27 protein-coding genes are annotated in these 22,404 nt (G+C 68.5%); 11 read left to right on the forward strand and 16 right to left on the reverse strand.

What is annotated here, in order from left to right; genetic code table 11:
• The 3 genes from A5698_RS24285 to A5698_RS24295 all read left to right on the forward strand — a co-directional run.
• Window positions 1–180, forward strand: a 180-nt coding sequence (locus tag A5698_RS24285) for a DNA-3-methyladenine glycosylase I (RefSeq protein ID WP_197506881.1), incomplete at its 5' end; no start/stop codon positions are given.
• 7 nt (window positions 181–187) lie between these two features.
• Window positions 188–1,039, forward strand: a complete 852-nt coding sequence (locus tag A5698_RS24290) for an SAM-dependent methyltransferase (RefSeq protein WP_068302235.1) — start codon at window positions 188–190, stop codon at window positions 1,037–1,039.
• Window positions 1,040–1,206: 167 nt separating this feature from the next.
• Complete coding sequence (locus A5698_RS24295; protein ID WP_005059648.1) at window positions 1,207–1,374, forward strand: DUF3117 domain-containing protein; 168 nt, start codon at window positions 1,207–1,209, stop codon at window positions 1,372–1,374.
• A gap of 18 nt (window positions 1,375–1,392) precedes the next feature.
• On the opposite strand, the gene glgA is transcribed toward A5698_RS24295, so the two are convergent.
• On the reverse strand, window positions 1,393–2,562 hold the full coding sequence (gene glgA, locus A5698_RS24300) for a glycogen synthase (protein ID WP_156670880.1): 1,170 nt from the start codon (window positions 2,560–2,562) through the stop codon (window positions 1,393–1,395).
• A gap of 111 nt (window positions 2,563–2,673) precedes the next feature.
• On the opposite strand from glgA, the gene glgC reads away from it, so the two are divergent.
• Both glgC and A5698_RS24310 read left to right on the forward strand, forming a co-directional pair.
• Window positions 2,674–3,888: a glucose-1-phosphate adenylyltransferase gene (glgC, locus tag A5698_RS24305; protein ID WP_067081572.1), complete on the forward strand. Its 1,215-nt coding sequence runs from the start codon at window positions 2,674–2,676 to the stop codon at window positions 3,886–3,888.
• 148 nt (window positions 3,889–4,036) lie between these two features.
• Window positions 4,037–4,285, forward strand: a complete 249-nt coding sequence (locus A5698_RS24310) for a hypothetical protein (protein ID WP_156670881.1) — start codon at window positions 4,037–4,039, stop codon at window positions 4,283–4,285.
• Between the two features lie 12 nt (window positions 4,286–4,297).
• On the opposite strand, the gene A5698_RS24315 is transcribed toward A5698_RS24310, so the two are convergent.
• Both A5698_RS24315 and A5698_RS24320 read right to left on the reverse strand, forming a co-directional pair.
• On the reverse strand, window positions 4,298–4,885 hold the full coding sequence (locus A5698_RS24315) for a DUF4126 domain-containing protein (protein WP_068302243.1): 588 nt from the start codon (window positions 4,883–4,885) through the stop codon (window positions 4,298–4,300).
• A gap of 7 nt (window positions 4,886–4,892) precedes the next feature.
• Window positions 4,893–5,768 (reverse strand): sigma-70 family RNA polymerase sigma factor, encoded by an 876-nt coding sequence (locus A5698_RS24320; RefSeq protein ID WP_502688985.1) that lies wholly within the window; start codon window positions 5,766–5,768, stop codon window positions 4,893–4,895.
• Between the two features lie 83 nt (window positions 5,769–5,851).
• Between A5698_RS24320 and A5698_RS24325 the strand changes: the two genes are divergently transcribed.
• Window positions 5,852–6,250, forward strand: a complete 399-nt coding sequence (locus A5698_RS24325; protein WP_068302244.1) for a hypothetical protein — start codon at window positions 5,852–5,854, stop codon at window positions 6,248–6,250.
• Here the strand turns inward: A5698_RS24325 and A5698_RS24330 are convergent.
• The 6 genes from A5698_RS24330 to A5698_RS24355 all read right to left on the reverse strand — a co-directional run bounded on the left by A5698_RS24330 (window position 6,223) and on the right by A5698_RS24355 (window position 11,605).
• On the reverse strand, window positions 6,223–6,897 hold the full coding sequence (locus A5698_RS24330; protein WP_068302245.1) for a methyltransferase family protein: 675 nt from the start codon (window positions 6,895–6,897) through the stop codon (window positions 6,223–6,225). The genes A5698_RS24325 and A5698_RS24330 overlap by 28 nt on opposite strands.
• A 15-nt stretch (window positions 6,898–6,912) precedes the next feature.
• Complete coding sequence (locus tag A5698_RS24335; RefSeq protein ID WP_068302247.1) at window positions 6,913–7,587, reverse strand: methyltransferase family protein; 675 nt, start codon at window positions 7,585–7,587, stop codon at window positions 6,913–6,915.
• A 10-nt stretch (window positions 7,588–7,597) separates the two neighbouring features.
• Window positions 7,598–9,208, reverse strand: coding sequence for an ABC transporter permease (locus tag A5698_RS24340; protein WP_068302249.1), 1,611 nt, complete (start codon window positions 9,206–9,208; stop codon window positions 7,598–7,600).
• Window positions 9,205–10,146 (reverse strand): ABC transporter ATP-binding protein, encoded by a 942-nt coding sequence (locus A5698_RS24345; RefSeq protein WP_068302251.1) that lies wholly within the window; start codon window positions 10,144–10,146, stop codon window positions 9,205–9,207. The genes A5698_RS24340 and A5698_RS24345 overlap by 4 nt, the downstream gene beginning before the upstream one ends.
• Window positions 10,109–10,804 (reverse strand): TetR/AcrR family transcriptional regulator, encoded by a 696-nt coding sequence (locus A5698_RS24350; RefSeq protein WP_068302254.1) that lies wholly within the window; start codon window positions 10,802–10,804, stop codon window positions 10,109–10,111. The genes A5698_RS24345 and A5698_RS24350 overlap by 38 nt, the downstream gene beginning before the upstream one ends.
• 141 nt (window positions 10,805–10,945) lie before the next feature.
• Window positions 10,946–11,605, reverse strand: a complete 660-nt coding sequence (locus A5698_RS24355) for an O-methyltransferase (RefSeq protein WP_067291098.1) — start codon at window positions 11,603–11,605, stop codon at window positions 10,946–10,948.
• A 177-nt stretch (window positions 11,606–11,782) separates the two neighbouring features.
• Between A5698_RS24355 and sigE the strand changes: the two genes are divergently transcribed.
• From sigE to tatB, 4 genes are all read left to right on the forward strand, one after another.
• Complete coding sequence (sigE, locus tag A5698_RS24360) at window positions 11,783–12,571, forward strand: RNA polymerase sigma factor SigE (RefSeq protein ID WP_067092006.1); 789 nt, start codon at window positions 11,783–11,785, stop codon at window positions 12,569–12,571.
• Window positions 12,572–12,647: 76 nt separating this feature from the next.
• A complete protein-coding gene (rseA, locus tag A5698_RS24365) occupies window positions 12,648–13,043 on the forward strand; it encodes an anti-sigma E factor RseA (protein ID WP_068302319.1) in 396 nt (131 codons plus the stop codon).
• Between the two features lie 69 nt (window positions 13,044–13,112).
• Entirely contained in the window at window positions 13,113–14,600 is a 1,488-nt protein-coding gene (htrA, locus tag A5698_RS24370; RefSeq protein ID WP_068302322.1) for a serine protease HtrA, read from the forward strand.
• A gap of 2 nt (window positions 14,601–14,602) precedes the next feature.
• The gene (tatB, locus tag A5698_RS24375) at window positions 14,603–15,007 is read left to right on the forward strand and encodes a Sec-independent protein translocase protein TatB (protein WP_068302257.1); all 405 of its coding nucleotides are present in this window, start codon (window positions 14,603–14,605) and stop codon (window positions 15,005–15,007) included.
• 11 nt (window positions 15,008–15,018) lie between these two features.
• Here tatB and A5698_RS24380 read toward each other — a convergent pair whose 3' ends face one another.
• The 5 genes from A5698_RS24380 to A5698_RS24400 form a co-directional block, all read right to left on the reverse strand.
• Complete coding sequence (locus A5698_RS24380) at window positions 15,019–15,642, reverse strand: VldE C-terminal domain-containing protein (RefSeq protein ID WP_156670882.1); 624 nt, start codon at window positions 15,640–15,642, stop codon at window positions 15,019–15,021.
• A 75-nt stretch (window positions 15,643–15,717) separates the two neighbouring features.
• Complete coding sequence (locus tag A5698_RS24385; protein ID WP_068302259.1) at window positions 15,718–16,860, reverse strand: Mrp/NBP35 family ATP-binding protein; 1,143 nt, start codon at window positions 16,858–16,860, stop codon at window positions 15,718–15,720.
• Between the two features lie 34 nt (window positions 16,861–16,894).
• Window positions 16,895–18,364: a lytic transglycosylase domain-containing protein gene (locus A5698_RS24390; RefSeq protein ID WP_068302266.1), complete on the reverse strand. Its 1,470-nt coding sequence runs from the start codon at window positions 18,362–18,364 to the stop codon at window positions 16,895–16,897.
• Between the two features lie 78 nt (window positions 18,365–18,442).
• A complete protein-coding gene (locus A5698_RS24395; RefSeq protein ID WP_068302270.1) occupies window positions 18,443–18,991 on the reverse strand; it encodes a DUF1003 domain-containing protein in 549 nt (182 codons plus the stop codon).
• Window positions 18,988–20,280: a magnesium transporter MgtE N-terminal domain-containing protein gene (locus A5698_RS24400; protein WP_067092017.1), complete on the reverse strand. Its 1,293-nt coding sequence runs from the start codon at window positions 20,278–20,280 to the stop codon at window positions 18,988–18,990. Before A5698_RS24400 ends, A5698_RS24395 begins: the two co-directional genes overlap by 4 nt.
• Window positions 20,281–20,305: 25 nt before the next feature.
• Here A5698_RS24400 and A5698_RS24405 point away from each other — a divergent pair, with 25 nt between their 5' ends.
• Window positions 20,306–21,262: an HpcH/HpaI aldolase/citrate lyase family protein gene (locus A5698_RS24405; RefSeq protein ID WP_084792605.1), complete on the forward strand. Its 957-nt coding sequence runs from the start codon at window positions 20,306–20,308 to the stop codon at window positions 21,260–21,262.
• Window positions 21,263–21,265: 3 nt separating this feature from the next.
• On the opposite strand, the gene A5698_RS24410 is transcribed toward A5698_RS24405, so the two are convergent.
• Together A5698_RS24410 and A5698_RS24415 are read right to left on the reverse strand one after the other, a co-directional pair.
• Complete coding sequence (locus A5698_RS24410; RefSeq protein WP_068302277.1) at window positions 21,266–21,712, reverse strand: DUF4190 domain-containing protein; 447 nt, start codon at window positions 21,710–21,712, stop codon at window positions 21,266–21,268.
• A gap of 3 nt (window positions 21,713–21,715) precedes the next feature.
• Complete coding sequence (locus tag A5698_RS24415; protein WP_068302280.1) at window positions 21,716–22,345, reverse strand: DUF4190 domain-containing protein; 630 nt, start codon at window positions 22,343–22,345, stop codon at window positions 21,716–21,718.
• Window positions 22,346–22,404: the final 59 nt, after the last annotated feature.

The raw sequence follows: 22,404 nt of genomic DNA on the forward strand, positions 1-22,404 counted from the left end.
CGGCCGGCCACCTTCGCCGACGTCCCGGCCGTCACCCCCGAGTCGACGGCGATGGCCAAGGAACTCAAACGCCGCGGCTTCCGCTTCGTCGGACCGACGACAGCGTACGCCTTGATGCAGGCGACCGGAATGGTCGACGATCACACCGCAGACTGCTGGGTGCCGCGACCGCGGCGGTGAGAAGCGCATGGACACGAACTTCGAGAACACGACCCCGGTGGCCGGCACCGGCATCCTGGTCGCGGCGATCCGGGCCCATGAATCCACGCGCGAAGGGCCGCTGTTCGACGATCCCTTCGCGAGCCGACTCGCGGGGGAAGCGGGCATGAAGATGCTGGCGGGAATGATCGCCGAGGCCGGAGAAGAGTCGACGCTGGAGATCGTGGTGCGAACCCGTTTCTTCGACGAGGGGCTGCTGCGCGCGGCGACGACGGCCAAGCAGGTGGTCCTCCTCGCGGCGGGCCTCGATGCCAGGAGTTATCGCCTGCCGTGGCCGTCGGATACCACCGTCTACGAGCTGGACCAACCCGGCGTGATCGCCGCGAAGGACGAGCGGCTGGCCGGTGAGCAGCCCAGCGCCCGCCGCGTCGCGATCGGCACAGACCTCGCGGGTGACTGGGCATCGGCGCTGACGTCCTCCGGACACGACGCCGCGAGCCCGACGATCTGGCTCATCGAGGGCCTGCTGCAGTACCTCGACGAACCGACGGTTCGCGAGCTGTTCCGCACCGTCGACGCGCTGTCGGCGCCCGGCTCGGTACTGCTCTACGACGCGGTCGGAAAGACGCTGCTCGAGTCCGACGCGATGGCGGGGCTTCTGCAGTCGATGGCCGAACAAGGGTCACCCTGGCTGTTCGGCACCGACGAGCCGGGCGAGCTGGCAGAGGCCCACGGGTGGACCGCCGTCGTCACCGACGTCGCTGAACCGGGCTACGCCTGGGGCCGGTGGCCGACACCTCCGGCGCCGAGCGACGCCGAAGGAGTGCCGCGCGGGTACTTCGTCGAGGCGGTCAAGCACGGCGCCTCGGCACCCGCCTAGCCGACGCAGAAAACCCCCTTAGCCGGGTCTTTGCACACCGAACGGCGCCGATAGGGAACAATAGAGGCGTTCAGTAGCAGTTCAGTGCCGGGAACTGTCAAACGAGTGGGCAGTCTCGGCCCCGACCGGGCCCGCGAGTGGGCCGGCTCATGTGGAGGGAGCACTCGATGGCGGCGATGAAGCCCCGGACCGGCGACGGTCCACTGGAAGCAACCAAGGAGGGGCGCGGCATCGTGATGCGGGTACCACTGGAAGGCGGCGGGCGACTTGTCGTCGAGCTGACCCCTGACGAGGCAGCCGCGCTCGGGGACGAACTGAAGAACGTCACGAGCTGACGGTTCCGGTGCGACCGGCTACGCCGGAGCTCCCACTTTGCGGTAGATCTCGAGGGTCTGCTCGGCGATGTGCGCCCAGGAGAACTCCTGGATGCACCGCTGCCGCCCGGCCTCGCCGAACCGTCGGGCCTTCTCGGGGTCGGCGACCAACTCGTTGACCGTCGCGGCCAACCGACTCTCATAACCCGCCGCGTCCTGTGCGTTGTAGTGCACCAGCCGCCCGGTGTGCCCGTCGGCCACGACCTCCGGTATGCCGCCGACGTCGGAGGCCACCACGGCCGTCGCGCACGCCATCGCCTCCAGGTTCACGATGCCCAGCGGCTCGTACACCGATGGGCATACGAACACCGTTGCCGCCGAGAGTAGTTCGCGGATCTTGACGATAGGAAGCATCTCGCGGACCCAGAACACCCCGGCGCGGGCCTGCGACAGCTTCTGAACCGCCTCTGTCACTTCGGCCGCGATCTCTGGGGTGTCCGGCGCTCCCGCGCACAGCACCAACTGCACATCGGGGGCGAAGGCGTGGGCGGCGGCGATCAGATGCGCGACGCCCTTCTGCCGGGTGATCCGGCCGACGAACGCCACCATGGGCCGGGTCAGGTCGACGCCGAGTTCGGCCAGCACCGATTCGCCCGGCTCGGGGGCGGCGGGGTACCAGACGTCGGTGTCGATCCCGTTGCGCACCACGTGAACCCGGTTCGGGTCCAGCGCGGGATAGGTCCGCAACACGTCCTCGCGCATACCGGAACTGACCGCGATGACGGCGTCTGCGCCCTCGACCGCGGTCTTCTCGACCCACGACGACACCCGGTACCCACCGCCGAGCTGTTCGGCCTTCCACGGCCGCATCGGCTCCAGCGAGTGCGCGGTCAGCACATGGGGGACGCCGTAGAGCAACGCGGCGAGGTGACCGGCGAGCCCGGTGTACCAGGTGTGCGAGTGCGCCACGTCGGCCCGCACCGCGGTGTTGACCATGTTGAGGTCCGCCGACAGCATCGACAGCGCGGCGTTGGCGCCGAGCAGCGCCGGATCGGGTTGGGCGACGATTGCGTCGGCGCGCGGCGCACCCATGCAGTGCACGTCGACCTCGCACAGGTGGCGCAGTTGAGCGACCAGTTCGGTGACGTGCACTCCCGCCCCGCCGTAAACCTCGGGTGGATACTCCCGAGTCATCATCGCCACCCGCATGGTTTCGACCCTAGTTCCGGGGGCAAGCCACCGCAGGTGCGGATGGGTTTCGCACCGGACTCGGGGCACCAATGCCTAGCCCCGGACAGCGGCTGCCGATAGGTTTGTGTCATGAGGGAACTGCCACACGTGCTGGGCATCGTCCTGGCCGGCGGGGAGGGCAAGCGGCTCTACCCGTTGACCGCGGATCGAGCCAAGCCCGCCGTTCCCTTCGGCGGCGCTTACCGTCTCATCGACTTCGTCTTGTCGAATCTGGTCAACGCGCGGTATCTGCGGATTTGCGTGCTGACGCAATACAAGTCGCACTCGCTCGACCGCCACATCTCCCAGAACTGGCGGCTGTCCGGACTTGCCGGTGAATACATCACGCCCGTGCCCGCCCAGCAGCGGTTGGGCCCGCGCTGGTACACCGGTTCCGCGGACGCGATCTACCAATCGCTGAACCTGATCTACGACGAGGACCCCGACTACATCGTCGTGTTCGGCGCCGACCACGTCTACCGCATGGACCCCGAGCAGATGGTCCAGTTCCACATCGAAAGCGGCGCCGGCGCCACGGTCGCGGGCATCCGGGTGCCGCGTGCCGAGGCCACCGCATTCGGCGTCATCGACGCCGACGAGTCCGGCCGCATCCGCAGCTTCGTCGAGAAGCCGGCCGATCCGCCGGGGACCCCGGACAATCCCGACGAGGCGTTCGTGTCGATGGGCAATTACATCTTCACGACGAAGGTGCTGATCGACGCGATCCGCGCCGACGCCGACGACGACCACTCCGACCACGACATGGGCGGCGACATCATTCCGCGTCTCGTCGACGACGGCATGGCCGCGGTGTACGACTTCAGCAACAACGAGGTGCCGGGCGCGACCGAACGCGATCACGGCTACTGGCGCGACGTGGGAACCCTCGACGCGTTCTACGACGCGCACATGGACCTGGTGTCGGTGCACCCAGTGTTCAACCTCTACAACAAGCGCTGGCCCATCCGCGGTGAGGCGGAGATGCTGGCGCCTGCCAAGTTCGTCAACGGCGGGTCGGCGCAGGAGTCGGTGGTCGGCGCGGGCAGCATCATTTCGGCCGCGTCCGTGCGCAATTCGGTGCTGTCGTCGAACGTCGTCGTCGACGACGGCGCGATCGTCGAGGGCAGCGTGATCATGCCCGGCGCACGCATCGGCCGCGGCGCGGTGGTGCGCCATGCCATCCTGGACAAGAACGTGGTCGTCGGACCGGGGGAGATGGTCGGGGTCGACCTCGACAAGGACCGCGAACGGTTCGCGATCAGCGCCGGGGGAGTGGTGGCCGTCGGCAAGGGCGTCTGGATCTGAACCCCCTAACCCCCCAATCGCGGTTCGTTCCGCAGTCCCCACCACGCGATCGACGGTGGGGGTGCTCGTCCCGTTATGCCCAAAGCTCCTGTGTTTCATGCTGGTTCGACCAGCAGCGGCCGAGGAGGCCACGAACACAGGAGGCATGATGAAACGCACCAGCATCACCGCCGCCGTCGCCGCCGGCGTCATGACCGTCGGCGCGCTGATGGCCACGACCGCCCCGGCCGCCCACGCGGAGAAGCTGTCGGACCAGACGATCAAGAGTGAATGCAAGGCCGCCGGCGGGACCTACAACAAGAAGGGGACGGTGTCCACCTGCGGCTACAAGGACGCCAGCGGCAAGCTGAACATCGACTACTACTCCGGCGGGCATTACGTCACGACCCTCACGTAACGCGGCCCGGGGTCAGCCCGGTGCGGCGTTGCGGCGGCGGCGTCGCCGCAGGATCCGGAACGCCAGCCACGCCATGGCGACGATGGCCACCAGCACCAGCACCGGCAGCAGGATCGCGACGAAGACCAGCCCCACGCTGACTCCGTCCTCGACGGTGCTCAGTACCGGCGCGGCCACCCCGGCGGTGGCGACGTTCGCGGCCGGTCGAACCGTCGACTTGGTCAGCGACACCACCAGTGCGACGACGACGCCGATGACCACCGGGATCCACTGCCCGGATTGGGCGAACGCGCCGGGATCGGCCACCGCCGACGTTTGAGCGGCGGTGCCGGAACCGAACACGATGCCGCCCGCCGTGGGCCGCACGAACGTCTGGACAGCGTCGTTGACGCTGTCCAGGGCGGGCACTTTGTCGGCGACGATTTCGATGACGAGCAGCGTCGCCACGATCGCCATGACCCAACCGTTCTCCAGCCACGCCCAGCCGGCGGGCAGGCTGATGAGGTCGGTGAACCGCGACAGCAGGCCGAGCGCGAGCAGCGGGATATAGGCGTTGAGTCCCGCCGCGGTCGCCAGGCCGAGCCCGGTCAGCAGTTCCACATCCGCATTATCGGTCGAGCAGCGCCAACTGAAGGTGACTCAGCCGACGTGGATCTGCATCGATCGTGATTCCGCCGATCCTGTCGTCGGTCACGGTGAACCGCAGCGCCAGGCGCAGTCGTCCGGCCGGTGCGACCACGACCCCCGGCGCACCGTCGATCACGGCGGGTTCGGCGAACCTGGCGTTCGCGGCGAAGCGCTGCGCGTTGCCCGCGATGGCGTGTGCGCCGCGAACGGTCGTGGCGATCCCGCCTGCCGCAGCGTCGACGTGCAGCACCGCGTCGGTGTGCAGGAGTGCGAGCAGCGCATCGAAGTCACCGTTGCGCGCTGCGGCGAGGAATGCGTCGACGAGGTGTCGCTGCCGCACGAATTCGGTTGCCCGCGGGGCGTCCTGGCCGCGGACGCGGCGGCGCGCACGGGAGGCGAGCTGAGCGGCGGTGTTCGCCGACCGCCCAACGATCGGGGCGATTTCGGCAAACGGCAGATCGAACATGTCGTGCAGGACGAACGCGAGCCGCTCGTCGGGCGACAGCGTGTGCAACGCGACGAGCAGTGCGACGCCGACGGAGTCGGCCAGGACGGCTTCCTGTTCGGGATCGAAACCGGAAGCGTGCGGGGCGTCACCTTCGCCGAGATCGTCGAGCGGTTGTTCGGCTCGCGCGGCCCTGGCGCGCAGCATGTCCAGGCAGATGCGAGCGACGACGGTGGTCAACCAGCCGCCGAGGTTGCGCACGGCGCCGACATCGGCGCGCCGCATGCGCAGCCATGCCTCCTGCACCGCGTCGTCGGCGTCGCTCGCCGAGCCGAGCATCCGGTAGGCCACCGCATGGAGGTGGTCGCGGTGCTCGTTGAACGTCGTCAGGTGCTCGTCGATCATGGTCATCGGGGCGCTCTCGTCATACCGTCCGGGTCTGATCCGTCATCTCTGTGACGAATGCGGGCGGCCGGATATGACAGGAGGCGGATATGACCACACTACGAGCGGTTCTCGTGGTGCACGGCGTGATCACGTTGGCCGGGGCGGCAGTCCTGATGCTGTTTCCCACGGCGATTCCGTCGGTCGCGGGCATCACCTTGGACCGGCAGGCGTATCTGCTGGTGTACCTGGTCGGCGCGGCCGAGCTCGCGGTCGCGGTGCTGTCGTTCGGAGCCGCCCGATTGACGGACCGTGCCGCGCTGCGGTTGATCGTAGTGACGCTGGCCGTGCTGCACGCGACGAGCGGCGTGCTCGACATCGTCTACATGAGCCTCACGCAGGCGAACACGACGATGGTCGTCAACGCGGTGGTGCGTTTCGTGGTGGCGGCGGTGTTCGTCGGGCTGTGGCGCACGGTCGGTCACCAGACGTACGGCACGAGGCGGTAGCGCACCTGGTTCGTGTACTCGGGGTAGCCCGCCAGCTGCCGACGCAGCATGGATTCCTCGTCGACGATCCTCACCGCGAGCAGAGGCAGCGCGGCGACAACCGCGATCAGCGCCCAGAACGAGCCCAGCGCGAGCGGGGTGCCGAGCATCATGACCAGCGTGCCGGCATACATCGGATGCCGCACGATGCCGTACAGCCCCGTCGTCACCACGGACTGGCCGGTCTCGACGGTGATCGTCGCTGCGGCGTAGGAATTCTCGATGATCACCCACTGCGCGGCGACCAGTCCGATCGCCACTAGGAGGTCACCGGCGACGACGAGCACGGTCGGTACGTGCGACCACCCGAACCGGTGGTCGAGCGCGCTGATCACGAGAACCGCGACGACGGCGGCGATGAGCCCGCTGATGATCAGCTTCTCCGAGGTTCTGGTTTCGGCGCCGGGACCTGCCTTCATCCGTCGTTGCAACGCGGCGGGATCACGCACCGCGAGGTAGAGGCTCGGCACCAGGGTCGCGAGCATGAAGACGGCGATGAAAACCCAGGCCTGCCAATAGTTCAGCGTGCCGGCGGGAACGAACAGCAACACCGCGAAGAAGGCGATTCCGAAAACCGCCGACGCGAGCGTCTGCAGGACGATCTTCATGAGACCACCCACCTTTCACCAGATGTAGGGCACCAGGCGATGACGAACCTGTCCGGCATACTCGGAGTAACCGGGTAACTCGTCGCGGAGTAGCGCCTCCTCGTCGAGAATGCGGAGCACGAAAATCGCCGTCCCCGGCACGACCAGGGTCAGCCCCCAGAGCGAGTCGAGCGCCGGTGGACACCCAACCATCATGATCATCACGCCGAAATACATTGGGTGCCTGACAAATCCGTAGAGTCCGCTGGACACCAACTGTTGATCCGCTTGCACCGTCACCGTGGCGGCGGCGTAGCTGTTGACCAGGATCACCGCCATCCCGATGCCCAGCCCGACGGCGACCAGCACCTGACCCAGCACGACGACCGCCAACGGAACCGTCGACCATCCGAACCGATGGTCGAGCGCGCTGACGACGGCGATGGCCACGAACAGCAGCGGATAGCCGATGCTGACGAACTTCTGGATCGTCCTGCGTTCGGCGGTCGGCCCGGAGCGCATGCGACGACTCAGCACATCGGGCCGCCGTAATGCGAGATAGAAGTTCGGCACCGTGGTGGCCAGCGCGAAGATGGCGAGAAAGACCCACGCCTGCCAGTAGTTCAGCGTGCCCGCCGGCACGAACAGCAGCAGGGCGATGAAGAGGAGACCCGCGATGGTCGACAGTGTCAGCTGGACAAGGAGTTTCATGGCCGCCGCTTCAGATCGCGTCGCGCCTGCGGTACAGGGCGCCGGCGAACCACGTCAGGGCCGCAGCAACGACGACCATGACGACGAGCGCGATCACGGGGTAGTCGCTCGGCGCCGTGATTCGGCTGACCGGTGACAGGTCGATGACCCACCGGGGCAACCGCAGCAGCGGTCCCAGGTAGAGCGTGACGACGACCGCCGTCACCGCCAGCCAGCCGATCCAGGGTCGACGGACCGCGACGGCCAGCGCGGCGACGCCGGCCATCACGGCCATGGCGGGCACGTAGGCGAACCCGGCCATGGTCAGCCGAAGCACTGTCGCGGCGTCGCCGACGGTGATGCCGGCGCCCAGGCCATTGCCGAGGCCGGCGACGAACATCAGCAGGACCGAGCCGAGCAGCGCCGAACCCACCGCGGTGAAAAGCCAGCGCCACCGCGAAACCGACCCGGCCAGCACCACCTCGCCGAGACCACGCTCCTCGTCGGTGTACACCCGCAGCACCGCGCCGACGACGTACGCGCTAGCCGCGGCCGCAAGGAACTGCGTCATCGTGGTTTGGGCGCTGCCGGCGCCCTGCTGCGCGATCACACGCTGGATCACCTCGTTGGTCGCGGCCGCGTCGAGCAACGACTTGGTCATCGACCCGAACGCCAGGCCACCGAGGAACAACCCGACGGTCCACCCGATCGTCTGGCCGCGCTGCAGCGTCAGGTGCAGTCCCAGAACGGATGTGATTGGACGGGCGTCGGGGCGCTCGCCGGAGGAGGGCAATGTGCCGTCGTCGTACTGGCGCCTGCCCTCCAGCACGACGGCCAGCGCGATGAGGGCACCGGTGAGCGCGACCAGCAGCGTGAACGGCCACCACCGCAGGTCCACGAACGCACGCATCTGCTGGGCCCACGCGATCGGGGAGAACCAACTCAGCGCACTGCCGGAGTTGTCGATCACGTCACCGACGCCACGGACCACCGCGGCAACCGCCAGCGCGGCCATCGCGGCGCCCGACGCCGTACGCGACTGCCGCCACAGCTGCGCGGTCACGGCGGCCACGGCGCCGAACACCATGGCCACCCCGGTCACACCGATGCTCATCGCCGCGGCGTCGACGACGTCGAGCCCGTTGACGGCCATCGCCAGCGTCAGCGCCACCGCGAGCACCGCGTTGACGGCACCGACGAGGATCAGCGCTGCCGCGGTTCTGGCGTACCGGCCCACGACCGACGACAACACCAACTCTGCTGCGCCGCTTTCCTCTTCGGCGCGGGTGTGCCGAATCACGGTGAGGATCGCGAGAATCGACGTGGCGACGATCAACGTCAGCATCATCTCGTTGGCCATCATCGCGCCGAGATCGGTCTCGTTGCGGCCGAACATGGGGCCACCCATCATCATTCCGGCCGGGGTCTTGAGCAGCTCGACGCGCGTCAGCCGTTGCAGCTCTTCAGGATAGGCCAGTTCCACCGCGGCCGGCGCGTAGGCCATGAGCGACGTCAGCACCGCGATCCAGACGCCAAGCCGGACCTTGTCGCGGCGCAGCGCAGGGCGCAGCAATTCGAAGGTTCCCGTCCACGCGGTCGAAGCGCCGCGCCGCAGTTCGGTCGGCGCGATGGTCGTCGTCATGGCGCCACCCCCTGGTACTCGCGCAGGAACATGTCCTCCAGCGAGGCCGGGGTGACCGTCAGGTCCAGAATCCCGAGATCGCTCAGAACGTCCATCGCCCGATCGAGGTCGTTGCGGTCGACCGCGAAGACGTAGTGGCCGTCCCGGATCGCGAAGTCGTGAACGAAGGGTGCGTCCTGGAGGCGTCTGCCGTCCTGGCGGGTTCGTGCGGTCACGGTCGTGCGCATCAGGTGGCGCAACTCGTCGAGGGCGCCCGCCCGCACGGTCTGGCCGGCGCGGATGATGGTGACGCTGTCGCAAAGCTTTTCGACCTCGGCCAGGATGTGGCTGGACAACAGCACCGCGGCGCCACGTTGGGCGACCTCGCCGACGCACTGCTGAAACGCCCGTTCCATCAAGGGGTCCAGTCCCGACGTCGGCTCGTCGAGTATGTACAGCTCGGCGTTGGTCGAGAACGCCGCGATGATCGCGACCTTCTGCCTGTTGCCCTTGGAGTAGGTTCGCGATTTCTTGTGCGGGTCGAGTTCGAAGCGCTCGATCAGCTGATCGCGTCGAGAGCTGTCCACACCGTTGCCGCGGAGGCGGGCCAAGAAGTCGATCGCCTGAAGCCCGGTCAGGTTGGGCCACAGGGTCACATCGCCCGGCACGTAGGCGATGCGGCGGTGCAGGGCAACCGCGTCGCGCCACGGGTCGCCGCCGAGCAACCGGACCGTGCCGCTGTCTGCCCGCAACAGCCCGAGCAACACGCGGATGGTGGTCGACTTACCCGCGCCGTTCGGCCCGAGGAACCCGGTGATCTGGCCCGGCGCGACGGTCAGATCCAGGCCGTCGAGCGCTCGGGTATGGCCGAACGACTTTGACAGACCGTGGATTTCGACCGCCGGTTCACCGCCTCGGCGGTCAGCTCGCCGCAGTGGTCCCGCCGTCTGAGCCGTCATCGCGATCTCCCTTCTGGGTGCTGCTGAACGGAATTCCCTTCTCGCGCTGTGCGAGGAACGCGTCGTACATCGTCGAGTCGGTCATCAACCCCTGCGTGTAGACCTCGAGCGCGGGAAGAACCATCTCCTCGGCGTAATCGTGAAGAGCCACACGCAGATCCGCGGAGTCGTGCAGCTGCAGATACAGCAGGAAACCGCCGCCGCTGGCCATCGCCAGGAACCGAGCCCTGGCCCGGGGGTCGCGGCTCGGCTTGAGCAGCCCGGACCGGACCCCTTCGTCGAGATACTGCTCGGCGTTGTCGATCATCTGCTGCCAGAACGACTTGGCCAGCTCGCTGCCCGACTGCAGGCTGCGCACCAGATACGCCATCAGCGGCGCGTACGACTCGATCTCGGCCATCTGCGCCAGCCACGTGGCGGGGTCGTGCGTCTGCAGCGATTCGGTCTTGGTCTCGCGGATCACGTCGGCGACATGGGTGTCACACGCCTTGCGCAGGCCTTCCTTCGAACCGAAGTGATGGATCACCAGCGCGGCCGACACCCCAGCCGCCTCGGCGACGGCCCGAAGGCCCACGCTGAAGCCGTGTTGGCCCCATTGCTCTATCGCGGCGTCGCGGATCCGTGCGACCGCCGTCAGATCGTTCGATGCTGAACGCATGTTCAGTAGACTAAACGCGCGTTCAGTCGACGGTCAAGGGGGTGGCGCGGGAAAGGCCGTCGCCTAGGTACCGCGAGCAGACGCGAAACTGCCTAAAAAATCGCGAAAAAGGGCAGGTTTGCGTCTGCTCGCGGGGAGAAATCAGTCGCGCGCGGCGGCGAGCAGGCCGTCGCCCAGCGGAATCAGCACCGGGGTGAGCCGTTCGTCCTCGGCGATCAGCCGGGCGGCCTCGCGCACGGCCGCGACCTCGGCATCGTTGGCGGTGGCGTCGCCGGCACGGCCGCCGAGCGCCGCGCGGTGCAGCACGATCGCGCCGCCGGGGCGCAGCAACCGGACGCCTTCGGCGACGAACTGCGGCTGGTCCACCGGGTCGGCGTCGATGAACACCAGGTCGTACGACTCATCGGCGAGCCGGGTCAGCACCTCCTGGGCGCGACCGCTGATCAACCGGCTGCGCCCCGGGCCGATCCCGGCCTCGCTGAACGCCTGCTTGGCCAGGCGCTGGTGTTCGGGTTCGAGGTCGATGGTGGTCAGCACGCCGTCCTCGCGCATACCCGACAGCAGCCACAGGCCGCTCACCCCGACGCCGGTGCCGACCTCCACGACCGCCTTGGCCGCCGTCAGCTTGGCGAACACGCACAGCAGCGCCCCGACCGCGGGGGTGACGGCGCCCGCGCCGATGTCGACGGCGCGTTCGCGGGCCGCGGCGACGATCGAGTCCTCGGAGATGGACTGCTCAGCGTGCGACACGATCGATTCGGCACGGTTGTGCGGTCCGATGACGTCGTCGGTGCCCGGCATGCCCGCAGCGTAGCCAACCGGTGGGGGTCAGCATCGCGACACGCCCGTTCCCGACCGCCGGATTAGGCGAAAAATCCACCGGGTTCGCGCAGGTCAAAAATGGGTAGAAAAGCTTTCTCAGGAAATGTTCAGTTTGCTCATATGCCAAGCACGGAACGGTCGGAGAACGTATGTCCCATGGAAAACGGCGGACGCTGGCATCCGGGGGACCGAGCAGGGAATACCTATGCGGATCTCCGCGTTGCGGGTAGTAGCGAACCGCCGCTTTTCGATGGCGGCTGCGACCAGGAGGATGTGACGACCACCATCAAGATGGCGCCGACTTCAATGGCCCACCTCGAACAGTTTTCGGACGGGCAGTGGGTCGAGCCCTCGGACGAGATGACCGGCACCGCGGTGTTCGACGCCACGGGCGACAAATCGACCATGCCGTCGTGGGATGAGCTCGTGCGCCAGCACGCCGATCGGGTCTACCGGCTGGCCTACCGCCTGTCGGGTAATCAGCACGACGCCGAGGACCTGACCCAGGAGACCTTCATCCGCGTGTTCCGGTCGCTGCAGAACTACCAGCCCGGCACGTTCGAGGGGTGGCTTCACCGCATCACCACCAACCTGTTCCTCGACATGGTGCGCAGGCGCGGACGCATCCGCATGGAGGCGCTGCCCGAGGACTACGACCGGGTTCCGGCCGCCGATCCCAACCCGGAGCAGATCTACCACGACTCGCGGCTGGGCCCCGACCTGCAGGCCGCGCTCGACTCCCTGCCGCCGGAGTTCCGCGCCGCGGTCGTCCTGTGTGACATCGAGGGACTCTCCTACGAGGAGATCGGCGCGACGCTGGGCGTCAAGCTCGGCACGGTGCGCAGTCGTATCCACCGCGGTAGGCAGGCGCTTCGCGACTACCTCGCCAACCACGGCGGCACCTCCGCCTCCGGTCAGCCCGGCGACGTGGCCAAAACGGCCTGACGTTCGCCGTCTTTCGCACAGCGCGCCGCGCTACATTCGAATGAACGCCGTGACACGCAGCGAGAGGAGCTGGGCGATGGTCGACCCGGGACATGTGTTCCGTCGGGCCTTCTCTTGGCTGCCCTCTCACTTCGCCTCGCAGAGCGACGCGCCGGTCGGCCCGCGCCAGTTCGGCTCGACCGAACACCTCTCCACCGAGGCCATCGCCGCCTTCGTCGACGGCGAACTACGACTGACCCCGCATCTTCGCGCCGCGCACCATTTGTCGCTGTGTCCGCAGTGCGCGGCCGAGGTCGACGCGCAGCGCCAGGCGCGTGCGGCGTTGCGGGAATCGCGACCGGTCGCCGTGCCGAGCTCACTTTTGGGCCTATTGTCCGAGATCCCGCACCATGCTCCGCCGGAGCCGCCCGTCGAGACGCAGCAGTCGCAGTTTGCTGACGGCACACAGCGTCCGCGGCGCAAGCGCCGGTAGGGTGAGTGCGAAGACGAGCAGCGATCCGCGCCGGCAATGGCGGGCGCTTTCACAGAGGGTGATGACCGGGTGACCAATCTCGACCAGACCGGGCGCGAGCGCCTGGAACCCCGCCCTGTCTCGCGGCCGCCCGTCGATCCGGCGGCGCAGCGCGCGTTCGGCAGGCCCGACGGCGTCGAAGGCTCGTTCGTGGGCCTGGACAAGTACCGCGACCAGGGTGAGTTCACGCCGACCGACCAACCGCCCGATCCCGTGTTGGCCGAGGCGTTCGGCCGGCCCTATGCCAACGGTGAGTCGCTGCAGCGCCATCCCGCCGATGCGGGCGCGCTCGAGGCCGAGCGCGACGGGCAGGACGGCGACATGGCCGACGACCCCTGGCGGGATCCGTCCGCGCCGGTCGCCCTCGGCGCCCCCGCGGTCCACGAGGCGCCGCGTCCCCAGGCGAACGTGCCGACGGGCAAGCTGGGCGTGCGCGACGTGCTGTTCGGCGGTCGGGTCTCTTACGTCGCGTTGGCGTCGCTGGCGATCATCGCGTTGGTGATCGGCTTCGCCGGCGGTTGGGTCGGCCGCAAGACCGCCGAGGTGGTCGAGGCGTTCACCACGTCGAAGGTCACGCTCAACACCTCCGGCGATGACCCGCCGCCCGAGGGGCAGATCGCCAAAGTCGCTGCGGCCGTTGCTGATTCGGTGGTGACGGTAGAGGCGACCAGCGATCAGGAAGGTTCGCAGGGCTCCGGCGTCGTCATCGACGGCCGCGGTTACATCGTGACCAACAACCACGTGATCTCCGAGGCCGCGAACAATCCGAGCAAGTACAAGATGAAGATCGTCTTCAACGACGGCAAAGAGGTGCCCGCCAACCTCGTGGGGCGCGATCCCAAGACCGACCTCGCCGTGCTGAAGGTCGACAACGTCGACAACCTGACCGTTGCGAAGATGGGCGACTCGGACAAGTTGCGCGTCGGCGACGAGGTGATCGCCGCCGGCGCCCCGCTGGGCCTGCGCAGCACCGTCACCGCGGGCATCGTCAGCGCGCTGCACCGCCCGGTCCCGCTGTCGGGTGACGGATCGGACACCGACACGGTGATCGACGGACTGCAGACCGACGCGCCGATCAACCACGGCAACTCGGGCGGTCCCCTGATCGACATGAACGGCAACGTCATCGGCATCAACACCGCGGGTAAATCGCTGTCCGACAGCGCCAGCGGGCTGGGCTTCGCGATCCCGATCAACGAGGTCAAATCGGTCGTCGAGTCCCTGATCAAAGAGGGCAAGATCGCCCACCCGACGCTGGGCCTGACCGCCCGCTCGGTCAGCAACGACATCGCCTCCGGCGCGCAGGTGGCCAACGTCAAGGCCGGCAGCCCCGCCGAGAAGGCCGGGATCCTGGAGAACGACGTCGTCGTCAAGGTCGGCGACCGCACCGTGGCCGACGCCGACGAGTTCGTCGTTGCCGTGCGTCAGCTCAAGATCGGCCAGGACGCGCCTATCGAGGTGATGCGTGACGGCCGGCGGGTGACGCTGACCGTCAACCCGGGTCCCGACAACTCGTAGCCATGTTCGCCAACGTCGGCTGGGGCGAGATGCTCATCCTGGTGATCGCCGGTCTGGTGATCCTGGGGCCCGAGCGGCTGCCCGGCGCGATCCGGTGGACGACGGGTGCGCTGCGGCAGGCCCGCGACTACATCAGCGGCGCCACCAGCCAACTGCGCGAGGACCTCGGCCCGGAGTTCGACGACCTGCGTGAGCCGCTGAGCGAGCTCAACAAGCTGCGCGGTATGACGCCGCGCGCCGCGCTGACGAAGCATCTGCTCGACGGGGACGATTCGTTCTTCACCGGCAATTTCGACAGGAAATCGTCCGACCGGCCCGCCGACAAACCGGCCAACACATCCGAGCTGCCGTCGGCTGCCCCACCGGAATCGCCCGCGACGACCCCGTTCGACACCGACGCCACCTAGCGGCGCGCCCTTCAGATGAAGTAGTGCTCGTTGCCGGTCGGGTAGCCGCCGCCGTTGGTGGCGATGTGCACGTGGTCGAAATGGTTGGCCGTCTCGTTGCCGTAGTCCGCCGTCCAACTCGGCGCGCCGACGCCGGGGTAGAAGCCCTGCCGCCAGATCACGTGGATGACGCCCCAGCGCTCCGCGTTCGCCAGCGCGATACCGGCGATCTGGTTGCCCAACGCGATGCCCTCTTCGCTGCTGTGGTTGGGGATCATCACGTCGAGCGCCAACCCGTTGGGGTGCCACTTCAGCGGGTCCTGGCGGTATCCGCCGATCGTCTTGATCTCGGGGAACAACACGCTGATTGCGCGGGCCACCCGAATGGTGTTGACCTGCAATCCGCCTTCGGGTGCCAGACCAGCCGGCAACTCGAACGGGGTTGCCGCGCTGGCAACCGGAGCGCTCGCCGCGAGCAACTCCGCTTCGGTCGGCATCTTGAGCGTCGGAGCACCGGCGGGCGCATCCTGACGCGCGGCCACCGGCGGGGCGGGATGATCTTCCGGCGGCTTCGCGGACTGGGCGTAGAACAGGGCGGCGGACAACGCGACCGAGCCGACGAGGGCCAGCAGCTTGCCCCGCCCGTTGGCTAACATCGCCCTACCCACGAACAGCACTGTAACGCCATGTGGGACAGGGTGTGGCGCAGTTCGGCCTCGAACACGAGACCGTTATCTACCGGCCGGATCCAGGCCCAGCGACATCCCCGCCAGCCCGCGCTTGCGGCTGGACAGGGCATCGGCGACGCTGCGCAACTCCTTACCCGCCGCCGAGTCCGGCGCGGACAGCACCAATGGGACCCCGGAGTCGCCGGCCGACACCAGGGCCGGGTCGAGCGGAACCTGTCCCAGCAACGGCACGTCGGCGCCGATCGCACGCGTCAGGCGCTCGGCGACCTGCTTGCCGCCGCCCTCGCCGAAGATCTGCATGGTCGTGCCGTCGGGCATCTGCAGACCGGACATGTTCTCCACGACGCCGACGATGCGCTGACGGGTCTGCAGTGCGATCGCGCCAGCCCGCTCGGCCACCTCGGCGGCCGCCAGTTGGGGCGTCGTCACCACCAGGATCTCCGCGCCCGGAATCAGCTGCGCCACCGAGATCGCGACGTCGCCCGTGCCGGGCGGCAGGTCGAGCAGCAGCACGTCCAGATCGCCCCAGTAGACGTCGGCCAGGAACTGCTGCAGCGCGCGGTGCAGCATCGGGCCGCGCCAGACCACCGGAGTGTTGCCTTGGGTGAACATCGCGATCGAGATCACCCGAACGTCGTGGGCGACCGGCGGCAGGATCATTGACTCGACCTGGGTGGGCCGGTCGGTGATGCCCATCATGCGCGGGACCGAATGGCCGTAGATGTCGGCGTCGAGCACGCCCACCGAGACACCCCGAGCGGCCATGGCCGCCGCGAGGTTCACCGTGACGCTGGACTTGCCGACGCCGCCCTTGCCGGAGGCCACCGCGTAGACGCGGGTCAACGACCCGGGTTGGGCGAACGGGATGACGGGTTCGCGCGAGTCGCCACGCAGCTGTTTGCGCAGTTCGGTGCGTTGTTCGTCGTTCATCACGTCGAGGCTGACCCGCACGGAGCCGGTACCGGGCACGTCGGCGACGGCGCGGCTGACCTGATCGGAGATCTCGGTCTTCTTTGGGCACGCGGCGGTGGTCAGGTAGATCTCGACGTGGACGGCCGCGTCGGGTTCGACGGTGACGTTCTTGACCATGCCGATCTCGGTGATCGGCCGCCGCAGTTCGGGGTCGATCACTTTGGCCAGCGCGCGACGGATCGCGGCTTCCAGGTCAGAGGGTGATTGAGACATCACCGTCGAGTCTAGGCCGACTCGACGGCGGCCTTTAACCGACCGGTCCGGGCGCCGGACCCGGCGCTGCGGCCGGACCGGGCGCCGGTCCCGGCGGGGTCGCCGGTCCGGGTGCCTGAGCGGGCGCGGGTGCGCCGACAACGGGAGCGGGTGCGCCGACCGGCGCGGGTCCTGGCGGGAGGGCACCAGGGGCGGGCGGCGCCAGCGGAGCCGGAGCGGGCGGAAGCATCGGCTGGGCGACCGGCGGTCCGCCGAGCGCGGGTTGCAGCGGCGGCGCCGGGTTGTCCTGAATGCAGAACACCGCGCATTCGGGGCGCTGTGGCTGCATCCACGGCGGGGTCCACGGCGGCGGCGCGGGTGGCGCCTGCGGCGAGGCCGCCGGCCCTTGTGGTGCCGGTCCGGGCAGCGGTCCAAGTCGCTGACCTGGGGCGAAGCCCGGCATGTTGCCCATCTGGCTGGCGACGGCGTCGCGTTCGAGCAACGGCATGAGCGCCAGCGGATCATTGGACGGCAGCCCCAGCGCGTTCAGGGGGAGTCCCGGCCCCAGCCCTTGGTACGCCTTCAGGTCGGTCAGGTGCAGGCTGTTGTCGGTCTCGTCGAGCGTCGGCACCGATCCGGTGATCGGGGGCAGGTCCATCGGCACTACGCCGGTCGCGTAGGCCGCGGCCCAACCCAGCACGTTGCGGGCGTAGGCCACCGAGTTGTTGTAGCGAAGGATCGCCGTCATGACGTGGTTCGGGTCGCGCAAGTTGAGATTGCCGCTGCACAGGTAGCGGGCCGCGGCCAGCGTCGAGTCGTAGAGGTTCTGCACCTCGGCCTTGCCGTCGCCGTCGCCGTCGGAGGCATACCGCGACCAGGTCCCCGGCAGGAACTGCATCGGGCCCATGGCCCGGGCGTAGGTGACCCGGTCGGCCACGCGGCTCTGCACGATGACCTCGTTGCCGGGCAGAGTGCCGTCCAGCGCGGGCCCGTAGATGGGGCGAATGGCGGTGCCGCTGGCGTCGGTCGCTCCGCCGTTGGCGTGCATCGACTCGATGCGTCCGATACCGGCCAGCAGGTTCCAGCTGATGCCGCAGCCCGGATACGCCGAGGCCATGATGCGCTCCGCATTGCGGTACGCCGACAGCGCCATCGCCGGAATGCCCAGTGTGCCAGGCGAATTCACTACGGCTGCGGGCGGAGGAGCGGAGGCCGTCGAGGCGGCGATGTGAAAGGCCATGGGCTCCTTGGCCACCGCGACCACCGACGCGCCCGAACGCGCTCCCGGTGACGGTTCGACCGCAGCCAGTGGCGTCACCGCCGCATCCGAGGTGGGTGTGCGCGGTGACGGCGCCGACGCGCCGACGCTGCCGGCAAGGATGATCGGGGTGATGATGGCAACGCCGAGGCCGGCGCGCATGCCGTTGGCAGATGTCAATTTCTGCACTCGAGGGCCCGGGATACGCCGCAGACGCCCCGTTTGGCGCCGCACGGCCTTGAGGGCGGCTCCTCCCCTTATGTGCACTCAACCGTCCTAGGTCTGCAGTCGCTTGTGAACCAAGTCACCATACCTACTAGATAACCGCCGCGTTACAGCAATGCGTTAGCTACCCAGACTCGGTTTTCTGCTCCGGCGCTCGCCCTGCTCGCTTCGGCCGTCTCCGTCGTCGCCGGTTTCGCCCGTCTGCGGCTGCAGCGCGGCGAGCATCTCCCGCATCTCGTCGAGCTCCCTGCGCAGGTAATCGCGGGTGACGACCTCGCCGATCGCCAGCCGCAGGGCGGCCAGTTCGCGGGCCAGGTACTCGGTGTCGGCCTTGGTTTGCAGGGCGCGGCGGCGGTCCTCGTCGAGCGACACGCGGTCCCGGTTCTCCTGGCGGTTCTGTGCCAGCAGGATCAGCGGCGCCGCGTAGGCCGCCTGGGTGGAGAACGCGAGGTTGAGCAGGATGAACGGATACGGGTCCCAGCGCAGCCCGACCGCGAACAGGTTCAGCGCGATCCAGACGATGACGATGATGGTCTGCCACGCCAGATAGCGGCCGGTGCCGAGGAACCGGGCGATCCGCTCGCTGAAGTTCCCGACCGCCTCGGGGTCGACGTTGAACGAGAACCGCCGGGTGGCCAGCGGCGTGTCGAGCCGGCTGCGGTCGCTCATGAGGTGCCCTCGGCGCCGGTGAGTTCGGGTTCCTCGGTCTCGCGCCAGTCGTGGGGCAGCAGGTGGTCGAGCACGTCGTCGACCGACACGGCGCCCAGCAGGTGGTTCTCTTCGTCGACGACGGGCCCGCAGACCAGGTTGTAGGCAGCGAAGTAGCGGGTCACCGCGCCCAGCGAGTCATCGGGGGACAGGTTCGGCAGATCGGTGTCGATGATGCCGCTGACCAGGTCCGCCGGCGGTTCGCGCAGCAGCCGCTGAAGGTGCACGCAGCCCAGGTAGTGGCCGGTGGGCGTGGCCGTCGGGGGGCGGGTGACGAACACCAGCGAGGCCAGCGCGGGGGTCAGGTCTGGGTCGCGGACTCGGGCCAGCGCTTCGGCGACGGTGGTGTCCGGTGCCAGCACCACGGGCTCGGATGTCATCAGGCCGCCCGCGGTGTCCGGGGAGTGCGCCAGCAGGCGGCGGACGTCCTCGGAATCCTCGGGATCCATCCGGCGCAGGAACTGCTCGGCATCGGTCGGGGCCATCGACCCCAGCAGGTCGGCCGCGTCATCGGGGTCCATCGCCTCGAGAACGTCGACGGCCCGGTCCCCGGGCAGCCGCCTGAGCACATCGAGCTGGTCGTCGTCGGGAAGTTCCTGCAGCACGTCGGCCAGTCGCTCGACGTCGAGTGCGTTGACCAGCTCGTAGCGGCGCTTGGTCGGCAGTTCTCGCAGTGCTTCGGCGACTTCCACGGCGCGCTGGCCCTCGAACAGCTCGAGCAGCTGCGCGACGCCCTGATCCGGCATCGCCAGACCGGAGGGGGTGAGGCCGTGGACGTTCTGCCAGTCGACCACGTGCACGTTGGCGCGCCTGCCCAGGCGCCGGTGCGGGCGCACGGCGACCTTCGTGACCATCCAGTCCCGCGTGCGGGTCTGCTCGATGCCGAGGTCGACGACGACCACGTCGACGTTGGCCAGCTCCGGCAGGTCGGGATCGTCGACGCGGACCCGGGTTTCGATCACCTGCCCGAGGACCAGCACCTCGCCGGGACGCTGGGCGAATCGGCGCAGCGACACGCTGCCGGTGGCCAGCGTCACGGCGCCGGGCTCGATCGACGTCACCCGCAGGATCGGCACGAAAATCCGTCGCCGCGTGAGCAATTCGACGACCAGGCCGAGCACGCGCGGCTGCTGGCGCACCAGGCTGATGCTGACCACCACATCGCGGACACGGCCGATGGACTCGCCGTCGGGGCCCAAGACCACCAATCCCGCGAGTCGGGCCGCATAGACCCTGTTGACCGCCGCCATGTCTCAAAGGGTAGAGAGTGTGGTTGTGGAAAACCGGTATCGACCCCGCCGAACGGTTCTTTCCGTTCCCGGGAGCAGCGCGAAAATGGTCGAGAAGGCGAAAATGCTGTCCGCCGACGAGGTGTTCCTCGACCTCGAGGACGCCGTCGCACCGGATGCCAAGGACGAGGCCCGCACGCGGGTCGCGGCCGCGCTCGCCGAACCGGGCTGGGCCGGCCAACTACGCGGTGTGCGCGTCAACGACTGGACGACGCCCTGGACTCACGCCGACATCATCGAGGTGGTGGCCACTGCCGGTGCGGCACTCGACATCGTGGTTCTCCCGAAGGTCAGCGACGCCACCCACATTCAGGCGTTGGACTTGTTGCTGAGTCAACTCGAAGCCACCCACGGCCTGCCCGTCGGCCGCATCGGCATAGAGGCGCAGATCGAGAATGCGCAGGGCCTCACCAACATTGACGCGATCGCGGCCGCACCGCGGGTGCAGGCGCTGGTGCTCGGCCCCGCCGACATGGCCGCGAGCCTAAACATGCGCACGCTCGAAGTCGGCGAACAGCCGGAGGGCTACGACGTCGGCGACGCGCACCACCACGTGTTGATGCGAATCCTCGTGGCGGCGCGGGCGCACGGCGTGCTCGCGATCGACGGCCCGTACCTGAAGATCCGCGACGTCGAAGGCTTCCGCCGCGTCGCGGGCCGTTCGGCGGCGCTGGGATACGACGGCAAGTGGGTGCTGCATCCGGACCAGATCGCCGCGGGCAACGAAATTTTCAGCCCCCGCCAGAAGGACTACGACCACGCCGAGCTGATCCTCGAGGCCTACGAGTGGCACACCTCGCGTGCCGGCGGGGCCAGAGGCGCGGCCATGCTGGGCGACGAGATGATCGATGAGGCGAGCAGGAAGATGGCTCTGGTGATCGCCGGAAAGGGCCGCGCGGCAGGCATGCAGCGTCAAGGCGAGGCGTTCCGTCCGCCCGAGTGATGCTCAGGTCCACTGCCACCCGGTGGTGAGCAGGCTCAGATACAGCAGGATGTAGACGAGGAACCCGGCGACGGCCAGTCCGCCGATGATGGTGCCAGCCAACGCGATTCCGAAACCGTCCTGTCCGGTGCGCTTGGTTTCGCGCATGGCCATCACACCGAGGATGACCCCGACGATGCACGTCACTCCGCAGCAGAAGACGCCGACCAGCGAGCACACGAGCGAGCCGATCGCCATCCCGTTCGTGCCGGGAGGCTTCACGGGCCGGTACGGGTCGTAGCCGTAGCCGGTGGGCGGGTAGTAGCCCTGGCCGGGTGCGGACGTGTAGGGCGGCGGATAGCCCGGCGCCGGTGGCGGATACAGCGGCGGAGGCAACCCCGCATCGGTGGGGTAGTCCACCGGTGCGAACGGGTCGGGCCGTTCGGCTCCGTACGGGTCGCTCCCGCTCACCGCTCAGCTGCTCATCACGGCGATGGCGAAGATGATGTTGAGCACCAGCGTGGCCGCGCCGACGGCGATGCCGGCGATCGCTAGACCGCGGCCGCCTTCACCGGAGGTCTTGATCTGGTTGAGTGCCACGATGCCCAGCACGATGCCGACGAGCGAGCCGACACCGCACAGGACACCGACCGCCGAGGCCACCAACGAGCCGATGGCCAAACCGTTCGTCTTGTCCGGCTGCAGGCCGTAACCGCCGCCGTAGCCGGGCGTGCCGTATCCCGGCGCACCGTAGGCCGACGGTGCACCGTAGGGCGGCGGCGGTGGATATCCCTGCCCGAGGTTGGGCGGCGGATAGGACCCCGGCGGCGGTGGTGGGTAGGCGCCCGGCGGAGGCGGATAGCCGCCCTGCGGCGGCGGAGGGTAGGCCGGAGGCGGCGGATAGGCGCCCTGTGGGGGCGGGGGATATCCCGATGACGGGTCGTACGCCGGCGGCGCCTGGTAGCCGTACGACGGCTGGTCGGGCTGGGCGCCCTGTGTCTGTTCGGTCGACGGCGCCTCGTATCCGGACGATGTCGGCTCGGACGCACCTCCGTGGGGTTCGGATGATGCGGTTTCTGCTGCGTCCTCCCCGGGATTTGTCATGCTTGTCAACCTAGCGCAATTGTCGGGCACGATTGCGGCCATCGCGGCGTTGTCCCTTA

Source organism: Mycobacterium sp. E136 (genome assembly GCF_001666865.1).
Classification (GTDB): Bacteria; Actinomycetota; Actinomycetes; order Mycobacteriales; family Mycobacteriaceae; genus Mycobacterium.